Genomic DNA, 17,059 nt, shown 5'->3' on the forward strand with positions numbered 1-17,059 from the left:
GCCGACGTCGTTCCCGCCCGCGGCCAGCGTCTCAGGCCGGCGGCAGCCCGCTGAACGCCTCCAGCGCGCGCAACCGGCTCTGGGCCAGGTCGACAATGGGCAGCGGATAGCCGGCGGCGGCGCGCTCCATCGGGCTGGGATCATGGATGGCGCGGCCGTCCAGATGCGCCAGTTCCGGCAGCCATTCGCGCAGGAACACGCCGTCCGGATCGAACTTGCGCGACTGCGACAGCGGATTGAAGATGCGGAAGTAGGGCACGGCGTCCGCGCCCGTGGACGCGCTCCATTGCCAGCCGCCGTTGTTGGCGGCGAGGTCGCCGTCCACCAGCTGCGCCATGAACCAGGCTTCGCCCAGCCGCCAATCGATCAGCAGGTTCTTGGACAGGAACATGGCCGTCACCATGCGCAGGCGGTTGTGCATCCAGCCCAGCGCCAGCAACTGCCGCATGGCCGCGTCGACGATGGGAATGCCGGTCTGGCCCTGCTGCCAGGCATGCAGGTCCTCAGGCGCGTCGCGCCACGGCACCGCGGCGGTCTCCGGCTTCATGGGCTGGTGCATGGACAGCGCCGGGTAGGCGGCCAATAGATGCTGATAGAACTCGCGCCACAGCAATTCGTTGATCCAGGTGGCGGCGCCGCGCTTCCCGCCCTCTATTTCCCCGTGGTTTGCGGCCTGCGCCGCGCGCAAGGCCTGGCCCGGCGACAGCACCCCCGCCGCCAGATAGGGCGACAGGCAGCTGGTGGCGGGCAGCGAGGGAAAATCGCGTTCTTCCTGGTAGGCGTCGATGACGCCGTCGGCAAAGGCTTCGAGGCGTTCGCTGGCCGCGTCCTCGCCAGCGGGCCAGAGCGCGCGCACAGGCTCGGCGGGCGCAGCGAAACCCTCGAAGGCCGCGGGCAGCGGATCCGCCGGCCAGGGCGGCGGGGTCTGCGCGCGCGGGGCGGGCAGGGCGCGCAGCGGCGCCGTGCGCAGCCGTTCGCGGCAGGCCCGCGCGTATGGGGTATAGACGCGGTAGCACTCGCCCTTGCCGGTCAGCACCGTGCCGGGCCGCAGCAGCGAAGCGCCATGATGCAGGGTCCAGTCCACGCCCAGGGCTCGCAGGCTGGCGGCGACCGCGGCATCGCGGCGGCGTTCGTTGACGGCCCATTCGGCGTTGGCGTGGACCTGGCCGATGGCGTGGTCGCGGCAGAAAGCGGCCAGCGCGTCCGGCGCCTCGCTCCAGTCATGCACCGTCAGCAGCCGCAACGGAATGCCCAGGCGGCCGAGTTCGCGAGACAGTTCGCGCAGATTGCGCAGCCAGAAATCCACCTTGGCCGGCGCGTCGCCGTGCTGCCGCCATTGGCCGGGCGCGGCCAGGAACAGGGCGGTGACCGTGCCGGCTTCGGCGGCCGCGGCCAGGGCAGGGTTGTCATGCGCGCGCAGGTCGGTGCGCAGCCAGAGCAGCGTGTTCATGGGTGGTCCAGGGCAGGGGCGGCGAGGCTGGCATTCTATATTGCGCCCGCCGCGCGGACGCGCCGGCAGACCGGCCTTGGAAGACGATGTAAAAACTACGAGTAGATGTGTCCTGGCTTGCGCCGGCTGGCGCCGCGGGCCTCGCGGGGGAAAGCGGCCGGCGCGGCCGGATTGCGCCGCTTTGCGGTCAAACCATGAAACACGCTGGCGCGCCGCGGATATTGACGCCGCCTGGTCCCCGCCCTGTAATTCAAATAAACGACTAGAGCAAGATGAACGCTATGGGAAATCTGATGGACCTACGCCCGTCTTTTCTGAGGGGCCGCACACCCGCAGGCAACGCGTCCCGCGACGTCTTGCAAAAGCTCTGGCGCTCGGTGGATCTGCCCGGCGAATCGCTGGACCATGTGGTGTTGACTGGCGCCGATCCGGTACTCCCATCGTCCTTCGCTGTCGGCATGGCGGCGCAGACCAGCATGGCCGCGGCCGCGCTGGCCGCCGCGGAGATCTGGAATCTGCGCGGCGGCGCCAGGCAGCAGGTCGGCGTCGACATGCTGCACGCCGCGCAGGAATGCCGCAGCCACTACACCATCAACGGCATCACGCCCAATCCCTGGGACCCCATCACCGGGCTGTACCGCTGCGGCGACGGCGGCTGGGTCCGCATCCATGCCAATTTCGCTCATCACCGCGATGGCGCGCTGGCGCTGCTGGGCTGTCCGGCCGGCGAAGACACTACCCGCGCGATGGTCGAGCGCGCCTTGAGCCGCTGGAAGGCCCTGGACTTCGAACAGGTGGCCGCCGACGCGGGCCTGCCCGTGGCCGCCATGCGCAGCTTCGACGAATGGGACCGCCACCCCCAAGCCCTGGCGGTGGCCGCGCAGCCCCTGCTGACCATCGAGCGCATCGGCGAAGCCGATCCGCGTCCCTTGCCCAAGTACGGCAATGGCGCCCGGCCGCTCAAGGACATCCGCGTGCTGGACCTGACCCGCATCATCGCCGGCCCGGTCTGCGGACGGGCGCTGGCGGCGTACGGCGCCGATGTGATGCTGCTCAATTCCCCGCATCTGCCCAACATCGACAACATCATCGATACCAGCCGCGGCAAGCTGTCGGTGCTGGCCGATCTGGATACGGCCGACGGCCGCATCGCGCTGGGCAACCTGCTGCGCAGCGCGCACGTGTTCGTGCAGGGCTACCGCCCCGGCGGCCTGGCCGCGCTGGGCTTCGGCCCGCAGGACGCGGCGCGCATCCGTCCGGGCATTGTCTACGTGTCCTTGACCGCCTATGGCGACAAAGGTCCCTGGGCCGGCCGCCGCGGCTTCGATTCCCTGGTGCAGACCGCTACGGGCTTCAACCACGCCGAGGCGCAGGCCGCGGGCCAGGACATGCCCAAGCCCATGCCCATGCAGATCCTGGACCATGCCTCGGGCTTCCTGATGGCGTTTGGCGCGCAAGCCGCGCTGGCGCGCCAAATGACCGAAGGCGGCAGCTGGCATGTGCGCGTGTCGCTGGCGCAGACCGCGCATTGGCTGCGCGGCCTGGGCCGTGTCGAGGGCGGCCTGGCCTGTCCGATGCCGGGTTTCGACGGCCTGCTGGAAACCGAGCCCTCCGGCTTTGGCGAACTGGTGGCTCTGCGCCACGCCGCGCAGTTCTCCGATACGCCGGCCCGCTGGACGCGTCCGTCCAGCCCGCCCGGCACGCATCCGCCGGTCTGGCCATTCAACTAGGAACACCCGCTCAAGCCTGCGCGCCGCCGGCGTCTGGCTGGAAGCAGCGCGTCTCCAAGCAAGGGCCGCGGTTTCATCTGCGGTTCTGTCTGATTTTCATGTAAGCGCCTCAGCACGGCCCCGGAGCCTGTGGCCGGCGCTCTGCCTGCACTTCTTGCGTCCAGCCATGGCTGAGGCGCTTCCATCTCTTCCCACGCAAGCCCGCCCGATACCGCCATGCGCAGCTATCGGGTTTTCTGTTATGGAATCAATAAATTACATATTGATATCAACAGTCATATAAATAGCATGTCGTCATATTTTGTCATTGTTAAGTAACAACCAGAATCCCCGGGTGTAGTCGCTGGGAGTGCGCGCAGGACTTCGTCCTGGATGTGGCTCAGAACGGATCCGCCGACGCCGCAGTTCAGTAGCTTGGCGACTTTGCCTGGCCGGCGCATCTCCCGCCCGCGGGATTCCTTTCAGACAAGGTCATGACGATGCTGAAGCCATCCAAGGCACACGCTTGGTGCATAGCGGCTGCGCGCCAAGTCAGAAAGGCGCTGTGCGTGGCGCTTTCCAGTTTGCTCCTGTTCCAGGGCTGCGCCGCGCCGCTAGCCGGCGAACACCGCAAGCCGCTCCCCGACGCCGAAGGCCGAGCCGCATCCGCCAGCATTGCCGTTCAGGACCGGGCGCGGGCGATGGATCCAAGCGCGGCCGCGGCCAGCGCGCCTATCCCCGGCGGCATGGATCCCGCGCCCGATCTGGAGGGACGCCCCTTGCCCGCCAATCCCAACCAAATGGCGAGCGCGGACGCCAGGTCGACGGCCAGCGGCAAGGCCATCGGTGCAGCCCAGCAAGCGGCGGAAAGCTGGCTGCGCCAGTTCGGCACGGCCAGGCTGGACCTGCTGGGCAGCTTCCATGGCGGCGCTCTGGATATGTTGTTCCCGCTGCGCGATTCCGGGACGAGTCTGATTTTTTCCCAATTCGGCGCGCGCCGGACCAACCTCCTGCAAGAGTCATATCGGACCACGGTCAACCTCGGGCTGGGCTACCGCCATTTCGGCGATGGCTACATGGCTGGCGTCAACGCATTCCTGGACCAGGACGTGTCGCGCGGCCATCGGCGCCTGGGTCTGGGCGGCGAATGGTGGGCGGATTATCTGAAGCTCAGCATGAACGGCTATTTCCGGCTGAGCGACTGGAAGCGTTCGCCCGATGCGCGGGACTATCAGGAACGCCCGGCCAGCGGCTGGGACATCCGGACCGAAGGCTATCTGCCGCAGTATCCGCAGTTGGGCGGCAAGCTGATGTTCGAGAAGTACTACGGCGACGAGGTCGGGCTGTTTGGCGCCAGCAACCGGCAAAGAAATCCCAGCGCCTGGACCCTGGGTGTTTCCTATACGCCGGCGCCGCTGGTCACGCTGGGCCTGGACCATCGCATGGGGCAGGGCGGGCAGTCCGACACCAGCTTCAAGCTGGGCCTGAAGTACGCGCTTGGCGTGCCTTTGGCCAAGCAGTTGCAGCCGGGTGAAGTCGCGCGCAGCCGCAAGCTGGCCGGCATGCGCATGGATCTGGTCGAACGCAACAACGAAATCGTCCTGGAATACAAGAAGAACGATCCCATGACGATACAGCTGCCGGCGGCTGCTTCCGGATATCCTCGGACGGCCCTCAGCTTTCCGGTAACGCTGACGGCCGCGGATGCCGCGCCCCGGATCGAATGGTCCGGTTCCGCGGCGCCGTTTGCGATGCCATACAGCGGCGGCGCGTCCGCATCGCTGATGCTGCCCGACTACCGCAGCGGCGGCATCAACAGCTATCAGCTGATGGCGTCCGCTACGGATGTGCACGGCCGCAAGATCAGGTCCAACGTCATGACCGTGAGCGTCAACCCGCTCAGCGTCAGCGTCGCGCGTTCCAAGGCCGCCGCCATGGCGGACGGCGTGGACAACGTCAGATTCACGGCCCAGGTTCGCGGCGTCCAGGCCGAACCCATGGGGGGGCGCACCGTCACATGGGTGCTGCAGGGGGCCGGCACGATCCGGGAGTCTTCGGACCGCACCGATGCCGATGGCGTGGCGTACGCCCTGGTCAGCAGCACTGTCTCGGGCACGATCGGGGTCGAGGCAATGGAGGCGCAAGGGTTCAAGGGCAGGAGCGAGGCAGAGTTCCTCGAAGCGCCGGGCACGGCCAGCGTGGCGCTGCTCGTTGCGCAGCCCGCGTCCATTCTTGCAAACGGCAGGGACAAGACTGTATTGAAGGCGACAGTCAAGGACGGCAAGGGCAACGCAGTGGGCGCGGGCGTCGCGGTGAACTGGACCGCCACCGGCGGGCGGCTTTCCAGTAACAGCAGCAATACCGACGCGAGCGGCATTGCCGTGGCGGAACTGCTGTCCGCCACTGTTCCAGGCCTTGCGGCCATCACCGCCAGGGCCGGAGCCGAGGATCCGGGCAAGACGGGATCCGTCGCATTCCTGCTCGATGCATCCGATGCCCAGGTGCTGCGGCTCACGCCAAGCAAGACCACCGCCCTGGCCGATGGCCTGGACACGGTGACCTTCACCGCCACCGTCGCGGATGGCCGAGGCAATCCGGTGGGAGCGGGCGTCGCCGTCAACTGGGGCGCCAGCCTGGGCACGCTGGGCGCCGCTTCCAGCAACACGGACGCGAGCAGCCAGGCCACGGTCGTACTGACCGCGCCGACCGCGGCTGGCGCGGCGACCGTCACCGCCAGGGCCGCAAGCGGCGACCCGGGCAAGACCGCCGCGGTCGCGTTCGTCGCGGATGTCGCTAACGCGCGCGTCGTCCAGCTCACGCCCAGCCAGGCCAGGGGCACGGCCAATGGCGCGGATGCCGTGGTTTTCACCGCCATGGTTGAAGACGGCCGCGGCAATCCGGTGGGGGCGGGCGTCACCGTCAACTGGAGCGCCAGTCTTGGGACGCTCGCCGCTACCAGCGTCACCAACGCCAGCGGCCAGGCTTCCGCCTTGCTGATCGCGCCGATCGTTCCCGGCACGGCAACCGTCACGGCCCGGGCGGCGGATGGCGATGCCGGCAAGGCCGCGTCAGCCGTCTTCGCGGCAGACGAACTGAGGGCCCGCGTGGCCGCGCTAAGCCCAAGCAAGACCACCGGCCTGGCCAACGGCACTGACACCGTCACACTCACGGCCACGATCGATGATGGCAGAGGCAATCCGTTGGGGGCGGGCATCGTCGTCAACTGGAGCGCCGATCGGGGCTCGATAGGCGCTTCCAGTATCACCAATGCCAGCAGCCAGGCCACCGTCGTCCTGACCGCGCCTACCGCGACCGGAGCGGCGACTGTTACCGCCAAGTGCGCGCCGGCCCGCCAGGCGAAGAGCGCCGGCGGAGATCCCGGCAAGACCGCCGCCGTCGATTTCATCGCTGACGCCTCCAGCGCCCACGTCATCGAGCTGGCCGCGAGCAAGACCGACGCGGTGGCTAACGGCGCCGATACCGTGACCCTCCGGGCCGTCGTCGTCGACAAGCAAGGCAATCGGGTGGGCGCAGGTGTTACCGTCAACTGGAGTACAAGTCTGGGCCAGCTCCCGGCGGCCACCACGACCGATAGCAAGAGCGAAACCTCGGCCGTCCTGATCGCGCCGACTTCCACGGGCGTCGCGACGGTTACCGCCAAGGCTGCGGGCGGCGATGCGGGGCAGGTGGTGTCTATCACCTTCATGGCCGACGCGTCGACCGCCCGTGTGGCGACAGTCGCGGCGAGCAAGACGAGCGGCTTGGCCGATGGCACGGATACCGTGACCTTCACGGCCACGGTTGCGGACGCCAAGGGCAATCCGGTGGGCGCGGGCGTCCCGGTCAACTGGGGCGCCAGTCTGGGCACGCTGGCTGCAACGGTCAGCAAGACCGACGCCAACAGCCAGGCCTCGGCTGTATTGACCGCGCCGACTGCGGTGGGCACGTCGACCGTCAACGCCCGGGCCGCGGGCGGCGACGCGGGCCAGACTGCCACGATAGCCTTTACGGCCGACGCTTCCAGCGCCCGAGTGGTTAGTTGGGCGTTCAGTAGCAATAGCTCGCCGGTACGGGCCAATGGCGTAGACGCCATTATCCTCAGGGCCCACGTGAAAGACGCCATGGGCAATCGCGTGGCCGGGGCGACGGTCGACTGGACCACCAGCCTGGGCAGCCTTGCTAGCGCGACAAGCGTTAGCGACGTCACTGGCGAGGCTCTTGTCAAGCTGGTGTCCACCACCGCCGGTGAAGTTGTCGCCACGGCCAAGGCAGGGGCGGCGGATCCGGGCAAGATCTTGCGCGTGGGTCCCTTCGTGGCCGATCCCGGCACCGCCCGCGTGGTCGTGCTTACGCAAAACAAGACCAATGGCGTCGCCGATGGCGCAGATACGGTGAGATTTACGGCCACGGTACAGGACGCACACGGCAATGCGATGGTGAGGTGGGACGTCAACGGCACGCCGAGGCCGCTCGACATTCCCGTCAATTGGACCACTTCCGGCGGCAGGCTGGCCGCAACTGCCAGCAGCACCGATGAGACCGGCAAGGCCACAATGGTATTGACCGCGCCGAAGGTTGCCGGCAGCGTGAATGTCACCGCCATGGCCCCTGGGCGGGATGCGGGCCGGACAGCCAGCGTGACCTTTGCGGCCGCCACGCCCCGCACCCGCGTCGGCAGCGCTTCGGCCAGCAAGACCAGCATCGTGGCCAATGCCCGCGATACCGTGATCTTCACGGCGGTAGTGCTGGACGGCAACGGCAATTCAGGAGGCGCAGGCCACGTGGTCAACTGGAGCACCGATCTCGGCACGCTGGAGGCGTCATCCACCAGGACCAACGCCAAGGGCGAGGCCACGGTTGTGCTGACGGCGGGAAAGCTCGCGGGGCAGGCCACGGTGACTGCCAAGACGGGCGCAGACGATTCGGGCCGTGCCTTCCGCGTGGCATTGACCGCTGATCCGATAACCGCCCGCGTCGCTTCCCTGGCCAGCAGCAAGACCTCTGCCCGGGCTGACGGTCAGGAAAAGCTGATCCTTAAGGCGACCGTGAAGGATGCCAACGGCAATCTGGAGGTCGCGGGCGTCACGGTCAACTGGCGGACCAACCTCGGCACGCTGGCCTCGGCAACCAGCAGTACGGATAGCAATGGCGTTGCCACGATGGAACTGCGCGCGCCAGGCGCTCCAGGTATCGCCGTGCTTACCGCGAGGGCAATCGCGGCGGACGGGGGCAAGACCGTGCGCGTGGAGTTCATATCGTCGAGTACGATCCCGCCGCGGCCATGGCAATGAGCAGGCATGTGCGCGGATAAATGCGGGACTGCCGTCATGGACGGACTTGCGGCCGAACAGTAGCGGCGCATGCCCGCCAGCGCCGCCTACTGCTTGGCCTTCCAGTCGCGCAGTGCGCGCATGGTGTTGGCCACGTGGGAGTCCGGATTCATGTCGGTGTATTCATACAGGATCTTGCCTTGCGGCGAGATCACGTAGGAGATGCGCTGCGCGTACTCGGGACGCTTGTCGTGGACCGCGTCGTAGGCCTTCATGATCTTGCCATCGCCGTCGGCCGCTACCGCGAACTTGCCGCGGCATTCGCTGACCGAGAACTTGTTCAAGGTGTCGATATTGTCGGTCGACACACCGATGACGGTAGCGCCCAGGGACTTGTAATCATCGGTGGCTTCGGCGAAGTTGTGCGCCTCTATCGTGCAGCCCTGGGTGAACGCGGCGGGGAAGAAATACAAGACCACCGGACCTTGCTTGAGCGCCTCGCTCAGCGAGAACGTGTAGACCTTGCCGCCCAGCGATGCCTGGGTGCTGAAGTCCGGGGCGGGCGCGCCCACGTCCAGCGCGGCCTGGGCCGAGGGACCGGCCAGCAGGCCGCAGAGGAGTAACCAGGGGGCAATGCGCTTCATCGGAATCTCCAGGAATTTCAGGGGCCGCGCGGCAACGGGTCTACTGTAGCCGTGCAGGAGGCGAGGGTCCAGTAAGCGGCGCGGCGGCGTCGCCCGTCCTAGTCGCGTCCGGAGCCGCCGCGGCCATTCCCGTTGCCATTGCCGTCTCCGCGCGGTTGGTCGCGCTGCTGTTGTTGACGCGCCTGCTGCTGGGCCTGCTGGTCGCGCTGCTGCTGTTGACGCGCCTGCTGCTGGGCCTGCTGGTCGCGCTGCTGTTGTTGACGCGCCTGCTGCTGGGCCTGCTGGTCGCGCTGCTGTTGTTGACGCGCCTGCTGCTGGGCCTGCTGGTCGCGCTGCTGTTGCTGACGCGCCTGTTGCTGGGCCTGCTGGTCGCGCTGCTGCTGTTGACGCGCCTGCTGCTGGGCCTGCTGGTCGCGCTGCTGTTGTTGACGCGCCTGCTGCTGGGCCTGCTGGTCGCGCTGCTGTTGTTGACGCGCCTGTTGCTGGGCCTGCTGGTCGCGCTGCTGTTGCTGACGCGCCTGTTGCTGGGCCTGCTGGTCGCGTTGCTGCTGCTGGCGTTCCTGCTGCTGGGCCTGTTGGTCACGTTGCTGTTGCTGACGCGCCTGTTGCTGGGCCTGCTGGTCGCGTTGCTGTTGCTGGCGTTCCTGCTGCTGGGCCTGTTGGTCACGTTGCTGTTGCTGACGCGCCTGCTGATCGCGCTGCTGTTGCTCTCGCGCCTGTTGCCCCTGCGGCTGCTGGGGGCGGCCTGTCTGCCCGGCAGACATATCGCGTCCGCGTTGCATGTCGCCGTGGTCCGCGTTGTTCCGGTCAGCGCCGCCGCGGTTATCGCGCCCGTTGTTGTCCTGGCCGCGGTCGCGTCCGTCGCGTCCATTGTCCGGACGCTGGCCTTCATGCGGCCGGCCATTGGATTGATGGTCCACGTAGGCCTGGGGCGGCCGGCCCTTGTTGTGGTCGTAGAACTGAGCCCGGTTATTGCCGGCGTCGCGCGCGTAGCCGCGCTGTATGTCGGTCTGCGGAGAATGGCGGTCCTTGCGCGCGGCAAGTTCGCGCGGGTCCGCGTTGCGCCGGATGCCGGATGGGCCGCCGTGGTAGCTGACGCGGCGGTTGTCCACGTTGTTCACGACCACGGTGTGGTTATAGACATTGGTCACGCGCGTGACGTTCACGTTCGTGACGGAACGGTTGTAGTAGAAGCGGTCGCGCTTCCAGTAACCGCCCACATAGCCCAGGCCGTTGTAGCCAAAGCCGTAGTTGATTCCGCCATAGAAGCCCACGTGTGGACCCCAATAGCCGGGGGTCCAGAGGTAGATGCCATTGCTGAAGCCCCAATAACCGGGTGTCCAGAGCGCGCCGGCATAGGGCGCGAGCACCCATGCGCCGGGTACCCAGAAAAACCCGTAGCGGTTCAGGCTCCAGTAGCCCGGCACCCACATATAGCCGTCGGCGGGCGCTGGCGGCTGGACATAGACGGGTAAGGGGGGCGGCGGCTGGGGGCTGCGGTCCACCAGCGCCAGGTTGGCGTTGGCGGGATCGCCGTCGTCATAGACGGGCGCGGCGGGCGCCGGCGGCGGCTCATAGGTCTGCGCCGCCACGCTGGCACAGGCAGCCATCAGGACAGCCGCGGCCAGAGGGCGGGGGCGCAGGATCCGGGAACAGGTATTCATGGTTTTTCCTTGGCGCAACGGGCGCGCGGATCAATAGCCACGATAGTAGTAATGGGGGGCTGGATACGCCGGGTAGTAATAATGCGGCGTGTAGTAGACCGGCGCGGGACGATAGTGCGCGGGCCTGGCGGGTACGACCACGCAACCGGTCAATGCGCTGGTCATGGCCAGCATCAGCAATAGGCTTTTCTTCATTTTGCGACTCCTGCCGAGCGCCTGGCGTGGTTCACGCCTTTTTTGCGCTCGTCAGGATTAGGCCACAGGCCGGTCTCCACGGTTCTGCACTGTAATCGTTCCGAAACAGCTTTCCGGTGACGGATATTTGCGCCTGCGTGACCGTCGATGTCGTTCGTATCAATGTCCGCGCAAAAGAAAAGGGGCCGCCTCGGCGACCCCCTCATAGCGCGTAGCGCCGTGTTACGGCTGTCAGTTCCAGCGGCCGCCGTTACCGGCGAGGCTGAAGCGGCCCGCGCCCATGAAGGCGATGGCCAGGCCGGTGAACAGGAACATGCCTTGCAGTTCCAGCGCCCAGCCGCCGTTGTTGGTCATGCTGCTGATCTGGCCGGAGTGGGCCAGCAGGATGGCGACGACCATGTTGATGGCGATCAGCAAACCGCCCAGGCGGGTGTAGATGCCGACGATGAGCAGCACGGGGGCGAGGATTTCGCCGACGTAGGCGCCATAGGCGAGGAAGCCGGGCAGGCCGTGCGAGGACAGCATGCCGCTGATGCCGCCGACGCCGCCGCCGGTCAGTTTGAACAGGCCATGCAGCAGAATCAGAATACCGAGGGTCAGGCGCAGGATCAGCTTGCCGGTGTCGTCGGATTTGATCATGGTGAGTTTCTCATCTATTGGTTGAAAGGGGACCGCGGCCGTTGGAACAGGGCGCGAGCCTTTGGTTCCGCGCCCCGGTGATCGCGGGCAGGGCGGCCGCCGGGGCAGGCCGCGCCATTATTGCAAAACCCGAGCAAAACCATCAAGTTTTTGTCGCCCGCCGACACTCAGAACTCTTCCAGATAGCGCATGCGGAAGCGCCGGCCCTTGATATTGCTGTTGGACAGACGCGAGAACGCCTGCTTGGCGATCTGCCGGTCCAGCGCCACGTAGGAGTTGAATTCGGTGATGTTGATCTTGCCAACCTGCTCGAACGTCAGGCCACCGTCGCCGGTCAGCGCGCCCAGCAGGTCGCCGGGGCGCAGCTTGTCCTTCTTGCCGCCCTGGATGCACAGCGTGATCATGGGCGCGCGCAAGGGACGATCCGCCTTGGGCCGCAAGGCCTTGATGTCGCCCCACACCAGCGGCGCGCCCTGATACTGCTCGATCAGGTTGGCCCAGCGCATCTCCTCGGGCGAGCACAAGCTCAGCGCCAGGCCCTTTTGTTCGCCGCGGCCGCTGCGGCCGATGCGGTGCACGTGGACCTCGGTGTCCTTGGTCACGTCGACGTTGATCACGGCGCCCAGGTTCTGGATGTCCAGGCCGCGCGCCGCCACGTCGGTGGCCACCAGCACGGCGCAGCTGCGGTTGGCGAACTGGATCAGGATTTCATCGCGCTCGCGCTGTTCCAGGTCGCCGTTCAGGGCCTGGGCGCTGATGCCCTCGGCCTGCAGCCGTTCCACCAGGTCGTGGCTGCGGATCTTGGTGTTGCAGAAGGCCAGCGTGGATTCGGGGCGGAAGTGCGCCAGCAGGCGCGTCACTGCGTCGAGCCGGTCCTTTTCGTCGATTTCGTAGAAGATCTGCTCGATGCGGCTGGCGTCATGCTGCGCCTCGACCTTGACCTCGGCGGGATTGCGCAGGAAGCGGGCGCTGAGCTTGCGGATGTTGTCGGGATATGTTGCCGAGAACAGCAGCGTCTGGCGCTTGGTCGGGCAATGCGAGGCGATGGCCACGATATCGTCATAAAAGCCCATGTCGACCATGCGGTCGGCCTCGTCCAGCACCAGGGTGTTCAGGCCCGACAGGTCCAGGCTGCCGCGCTCCAGGTGATCCTGGATCCGGCCGGGCGTACCCACCACCAGGTGCGCGCCGCGCGCCAGCGATTCGGCTTGGGGACGGGCGGCGGCGCCGCCGCACAGGGTCAGGATCTTGACGTTGGCGATCTGGCGGGCCAGCCGGCGCAACTCCTGTGCGACCTGGTCCGCCAGTTCGCGCGTGGGGCAGACCAGCAGTGCCTGTGGGGTCAAGCGCGCGGGATCGAGCTTCTGCAGCACGCCCAGGCCGAAGGCCGCGGTCTTGCCGCTGCCGGTCTTGGCTTGCGCAATGAGGTCGCGGCCTTCCAGGATGAGCGGCAGGCTCTGGGCCTGGATGGGTGTCATCTGCTCGAAGCCCAGGCTCTTCAGGTTGTCGAGCAGGGCGGGCAGCAGGGGCAGGGAGGTAAAGGAAGTGTCGGTCACGATAGAAGAGTGTCGCTTTCTGCCCGGCATCGGCCTGGCGGCAAAAGGAAGGGGCGGCTGCGTCATGAGGCAGGCGCGCGTACGCCCAAGAGTGTAATGCCTGCGGCCGATGGCCCTTGCAACAAAGGCGGAACATAGCGTTCCAGACGCGCCCCTGGGCGGGCGGGAGCCGCCGGCCGCTAGGCGTCAGGCCCGTAGGTGCCCGCCAGCGCCCGGGCGGCCTCTTGCATGCGCGGCAACCAGGCGCGCGCGCCTTCGATGGACAGCCGGGCCACCGGTGCGTGCAAGGCGACCGCGGCGATGGCGCGCGTGCCATGCAGAATGGGCACCGCCATGCAGACGATGCCCAGCAGGAATTCCTCGCGGTCGAAGCTCGCGCCTTCCTTCTTGATGGTGCGCAGTTCCTGTTCCAGCGCGGCCACGTCGCACAGCGTGTTGGGCGTGTAGCGCGGCAAGGGCGCCGCGGCCAGCAGCCGCTGGCGCGCCTCGCGCCGCATGTGGGCCAGGAACAGTTTGCCGCTGGCCGAGCAATGCAGCGGCACGCGCGAGCCCGATTGCAGGTTCACCCGCAGCGGCCAGGCGGTTTCGACGCGGTCCAGGTAGATGACCTCGTCGCCGTCCAGCATGGTGCAGTTGCAGGTTTCGCCGATTTCGTCGACCAGGCTGTCCAGGATGCGGTGGCGTTCGCCGCGCAAGGGCGAATTCAGCAGGGTTTCACGTGCCAGCGCGCTCAGACGCGGGCCGCTGACGTAACTTTTGCCGGCGGGCTCGCGCAGCAGCATGCCGGCGTCGACCAGCCGCGACAGGATGCGCAGCACGGAGGGCTTGGGCAGGCCGGTGGCGTCCGTCAGCGCGGCCAGCGATACCGGCTGCCCCGAGCGGGCGACCTGTTCCAGCAGGGTCAGCGCGCGCAGCGCTGCGGAGGATTCGTCTTTCATCTTTCAATAATTGAAGATTCGGCGGCTTGCTGCGCATCGTCGCACGGATTTTGCAGAAAATGAAACGCCATGGGCTGGGAACGGGCAGGTTTCTGCTGCAGTATCGGATCATGCCGGCCCAGATGCAATCCGACACCGCCGGCCTGCCAGGAGAGAGACCATGAGCAGCAAGCAACACATGACCCCCAGCGAAGCGTTTGTGGAAACGCTGGTCGCGCAGGGCGTCAAGGACGTATTCGGCATCGTCGGCTCGGCCTTCATGGACGCGCTGGACCTGTTCCCGGCGGCCGGCATCCGCTTCGTGCCGACGGTGCACGAGCAGGGCGCCGCGCACATGGCCGACGGCTACTCGCGCGTGACGGGGCGCCACGGCGTCTGCATCGCGCAGAACGGCCCCGGCATCACCAATTTCGTGACCGGCGTGGCGGCGGCGTACTGGGCGCATAGCCCGGTCGTGGCCATCACGCCCGAGACCGGCACCGCGGGCATGGGGCTGGGCGGCTTCCAGGAAACCGAGCAGTTGCCGATCTTCTCGCGCATCACCAAGTACCAGGCCCATGTGAACCGGCCCGACCGCATGGCGGAATTCACCGCCAAGGCCTTCGACAATGCGCTGGCCGAGCGCGGTCCGACGCAGTTGAACATCCCGCGCGACTATTTCTACGGCGAGATCGACGTGGCCATTCCGGAACCGCGCCGCATCCGCCGCGGTCCGGGCTCGGAAGAGGACCTGGAGGCGGCTGCGCAAATGCTGGCGCAGGCCAAGTTCCCCGTCATCGTGGCGGGTGGCGGCGTGCTGTTCTCGGAAGGGCAGGCGGAATGCGTGGCTCTGGCCGAACTGCTGGGCGCGCCGGTGGTCACCAGCTACCTGCACAACGACGCATTCCCGGCCAGCCACCCGCTGTGGTGCGGCCCCTTGGGGTACCAGGGCGCCAAGGCCGGCATGAAGCTGCTGTCGCAGGCCGACGTGGTGCTGGCGCTGGGCACGCGCCTGGGACCCTTCGGAACCTTGCCGCAGCACGGGCTGGACTACTGGCCGCAGGGCGCGCGCATCATCCAGGTGGACGCCGACCACCGCATGCTGGGCCTGGTGCGTCCGGTGTCGGTGGGCATCTGCGGCGATGCCAAGCCGGCGGCTGCGGCGCTGGCGGGCAAATTGCGGGGACGCGAGATCGCTTGCGCCGCCACCAAAGGTGGCCGCGCCGAACAGATCGCGGCGCAGAAGGCCGAATGGGAAAAGGAACTGGACAGCTGGTCGCACGAACGAGACGACTGGAGCCTGGACATCATCGAGCACGGCGGCGGCCGCATGCATCCGCGCCGCATGCTGCGCGAGCTGGAACGCGCCATGCCCAAGCATGTCATGGTGTCCACCGACATCGGCAACATCTGCTCGGTGTCCAACAGCTATCTGCGCTTTGACGAGCCGAACTCCATGCTGGCCGCCATGAGCTTCGGCAATTGCGGCTACGCCTTGCCGGCGCTGATCGGCGCCAAGCTCGGCCGGCCCGACCGTCCCGCCGTGGCCTACGTGGGCGATGGCGCCTGGTGCATGAGCTTCCAGGAATTGCTGACCTGCGTGCGCGAGAAGATACCGGTGACGGCCGTGGTGTTCCACAATGGCCAATGGGGCGCGGAAAAGAAGAACCAGGTGGACTTCTACGGCCGCCGCTTCGTCGGCAGCAACCTGAAGAACCCGAACTTTTCGGAGTTGGCGCGGGCCATGGGCGCGGAAGGCATCAGGGTGGAGCATGCCGACCAGGTGGGCGCCGCCTTGCAGGCCGCATGCAAGGCGCAGTCCGAAGGCAAGACCACCGTGCTGGAGATGATGGTCAGCCAGGAACTGGGCGACCCGTTCCGCCGCGACGCGCTCAAGCAGCCGGTACGCTTCCTGGACAAGTACAAGCAGTACGTGAACCAGCCTTTCCATCCGGGCGAGGTGCCGCTGTCGATCGATCCGGCCAAGCGCTGATCGCGTAGCGTGCGTCCGGCGCGGCGGCGGCCGCGCCGGATTTCTTCCGCCAGGCGCCGCGGATCTCCGCGGCAGGAGCAGACAGAAATGGAAAGCGATCGCTTGTTCGAGCCGCTGCGCAATGCCGCGCTGTCGGCCGGCCGCTTGCGCACCGCGGTAGCGTATCCGCTGTGCCCGACCAGCCTGGGCGCGGCCGTGCAGGCGCGCGACGCCGGCTACATCGAACCGGTGCTGGTCGGCCCGGCCGCCAGGCTGCGCGTCCTGATGGCGGAACTGGGGCTGCGCGACAACGAAGTGGAAGTGGTCGACACGCCGGATGACGAGTGCCAGGCCGCGCGCGCGGCGGCGGCGCTGGCCCGGGAAGGCGCGGTGCGCATGCTGATGAAGGGCAGCCTGCACACGGACCACTTCATGTCGGCCGTGGTGGCGCGCGACGCCGGCCTGCGCACCGATCGGCGCATCAGCCACGCCTTCGTGATGGCGGTGGCGGCGTACCCCAAGCTTTTCATCCTGACCGACGCGGCCGTCAACATTGCGCCCACATTGCAGGAGAAAGCCGACATCGCGCAGAACGCCATCGACCTGGCGCGCGCGCTGGGCGTGGACCGCCCCAAGCTCGCGGTGCTGTGCGCTACGGAGTCCGTCAATCCTTCCATGCCCGCCACGCTGGACGCGGCGGCCCTGTCGAAGATGGCGGACCGCCAGCAGATCCGCGGCGGCGAGATCGACGGCCCCTTGGCCTTCGACAACGCCATCTCGCGCGAGGCAGCCGATCAGAAGGGCATCGTCTCGCGCGTGGCGGGCGATGCCGACATCCTGCTGGTGCCCGATATCGAGGCCGGCAACATGCTCTACAAAGAGCTGACCTGGCTGGCCGGCGCAGGTACCGCCGGACTGGTGCTGGGTACGCGCGTGCCTGTGCTGCTGACCAGCCGCTCCGATTCCATGCAGGCCCGCGTCAACAGTTGCGCAGTCGCTTCGCTGTACGCGCGGGCGCTGGCAGCCTGAATCCAGACCGTCCG

General features: G+C 67.4%; 11 protein-coding genes. 4 read left to right on the forward strand and 7 right to left on the reverse strand.

All coding sequences use genetic code 11. The annotated features are described in order from the left end of the window. Positions 1–31: 31 nt before the first annotated feature. A complete protein-coding gene (gene phrB, locus IB257_RS01930; protein ID WP_119451097.1) occupies positions 32–1,450 on the reverse strand; it encodes a deoxyribodipyrimidine photo-lyase in 1,419 nt (472 codons plus the stop codon). Positions 1,451–1,731: 281 nt separating this feature from the next. Between phrB and IB257_RS01935 the strand changes: the two genes are divergently transcribed. Next, positions 1,732–3,180, forward strand: coding sequence for a CoA transferase (locus IB257_RS01935; RefSeq protein WP_192492141.1), 1,449 nt, complete (start codon positions 1,732–1,734; stop codon positions 3,178–3,180). Positions 3,181–3,728: 548 nt separating this feature from the next. After that, positions 3,729–8,450 carry an Ig-like domain-containing protein gene (locus tag IB257_RS01940; RefSeq protein ID WP_192491774.1) on the forward strand — a complete coding sequence of 1,574 codons (4,722 nt, stop codon included), beginning with the start codon at positions 3,729–3,731 and terminating at the stop codon, positions 8,448–8,450. A gap of 86 nt (positions 8,451–8,536) precedes the next feature. Here IB257_RS01940 and IB257_RS01945 read toward each other — a convergent pair whose 3' ends face one another. The 6 genes from IB257_RS01945 to IB257_RS01970 form a co-directional block, all read right to left on the reverse strand. Further along, positions 8,537–9,073, reverse strand: coding sequence for a peroxiredoxin (locus IB257_RS01945; protein WP_119451100.1), 537 nt, complete (start codon positions 9,071–9,073; stop codon positions 8,537–8,539). Positions 9,074–9,171: 98 nt separating this feature from the next. After that, positions 9,172–10,737: an adenylate cyclase gene (locus tag IB257_RS01950; protein ID WP_192491775.1), complete on the reverse strand. Its 1,566-nt coding sequence runs from the start codon at positions 10,735–10,737 to the stop codon at positions 9,172–9,174. 30 nt (positions 10,738–10,767) lie between these two features. Next, complete coding sequence (locus tag IB257_RS01955; protein ID WP_166738291.1) at positions 10,768–10,932, reverse strand: hypothetical protein; 165 nt, start codon at positions 10,930–10,932, stop codon at positions 10,768–10,770. A gap of 231 nt (positions 10,933–11,163) precedes the next feature. Then, positions 11,164–11,571 carry a DoxX family protein gene (locus tag IB257_RS01960; RefSeq protein ID WP_054456781.1) on the reverse strand — a complete coding sequence of 136 codons (408 nt, stop codon included), beginning with the start codon at positions 11,569–11,571 and terminating at the stop codon, positions 11,164–11,166. Between the two features lie 167 nt (positions 11,572–11,738). Then, positions 11,739–13,127, reverse strand: a complete 1,389-nt coding sequence (dbpA, locus tag IB257_RS01965; protein WP_119451102.1) for an ATP-dependent RNA helicase DbpA — start codon at positions 13,125–13,127, stop codon at positions 11,739–11,741. A gap of 179 nt (positions 13,128–13,306) precedes the next feature. Then, complete coding sequence (locus tag IB257_RS01970) at positions 13,307–14,065, reverse strand: IclR family transcriptional regulator (RefSeq protein ID WP_054456783.1); 759 nt, start codon at positions 14,063–14,065, stop codon at positions 13,307–13,309. Between the two features lie 160 nt (positions 14,066–14,225). Here IB257_RS01970 and xsc point away from each other — a divergent pair, with 160 nt between their 5' ends. Then, positions 14,226–16,037 carry a sulfoacetaldehyde acetyltransferase gene (gene xsc / locus IB257_RS01975; RefSeq protein ID WP_054456784.1) on the forward strand — a complete coding sequence of 604 codons (1,812 nt, stop codon included), beginning with the start codon at positions 14,226–14,228 and terminating at the stop codon, positions 16,035–16,037. A gap of 87 nt (positions 16,038–16,124) precedes the next feature. Then, positions 16,125–17,045 carry a bifunctional enoyl-CoA hydratase/phosphate acetyltransferase gene (locus tag IB257_RS01980; protein ID WP_192491776.1) on the forward strand — a complete coding sequence of 307 codons (921 nt, stop codon included), beginning with the start codon at positions 16,125–16,127 and terminating at the stop codon, positions 17,043–17,045. Positions 17,046–17,059 lie beyond the last annotated feature (14 nt).

The sequence above is a fragment of the Achromobacter sp. ACM03 genome, from assembly GCF_014851665.1.
Taxonomy (GTDB): Bacteria; Pseudomonadota; Gammaproteobacteria; order Burkholderiales; family Burkholderiaceae_B; genus Achromobacter; species Achromobacter aegrifaciens.

What these genes read in the sequence shown, in the direction of transcription:
- phrB (WP_119451097.1), bottom strand. Translation starts at nt 1,450, where the DNA reads ATGAACACGCTGCTCTGGCTGCGCACCGACCTGCGCGCGCATGACAAC.
- IB257_RS01935 (WP_192492141.1), top strand. Translation starts at nt 1,732, where the DNA reads ATGGGAAATCTGATGGACCTACGCCCGTCTTTTCTGAGGGGCCGCACA.
- IB257_RS01945 (WP_119451100.1), bottom strand. Translation starts at nt 9,073, where the DNA reads ATGAAGCGCATTGCCCCCTGGTTACTCCTCTGCGGCCTGCTGGCCGGT.
- IB257_RS01950 (WP_192491775.1), bottom strand. Translation starts at nt 10,737, where the DNA reads ATGAATACCTGTTCCCGGATCCTGCGCCCCCGCCCTCTGGCCGCGGCT.
- IB257_RS01955 (WP_166738291.1), bottom strand. Translation starts at nt 10,932, where the DNA reads ATGAAGAAAAGCCTATTGCTGATGCTGGCCATGACCAGCGCATTGACC.
- IB257_RS01960 (WP_054456781.1), bottom strand. Translation starts at nt 11,571, where the DNA reads ATGATCAAATCCGACGACACCGGCAAGCTGATCCTGCGCCTGACCCTC.
- IB257_RS01970 (WP_054456783.1), bottom strand. Translation starts at nt 14,065, where the DNA reads ATGAAAGACGAATCCTCCGCAGCGCTGCGCGCGCTGACCCTGCTGGAA.
- xsc (WP_054456784.1), top strand. Translation starts at nt 14,226, where the DNA reads ATGAGCAGCAAGCAACACATGACCCCCAGCGAAGCGTTTGTGGAAACG.
- IB257_RS01980 (WP_192491776.1), top strand. Translation starts at nt 16,125, where the DNA reads ATGGAAAGCGATCGCTTGTTCGAGCCGCTGCGCAATGCCGCGCTGTCG.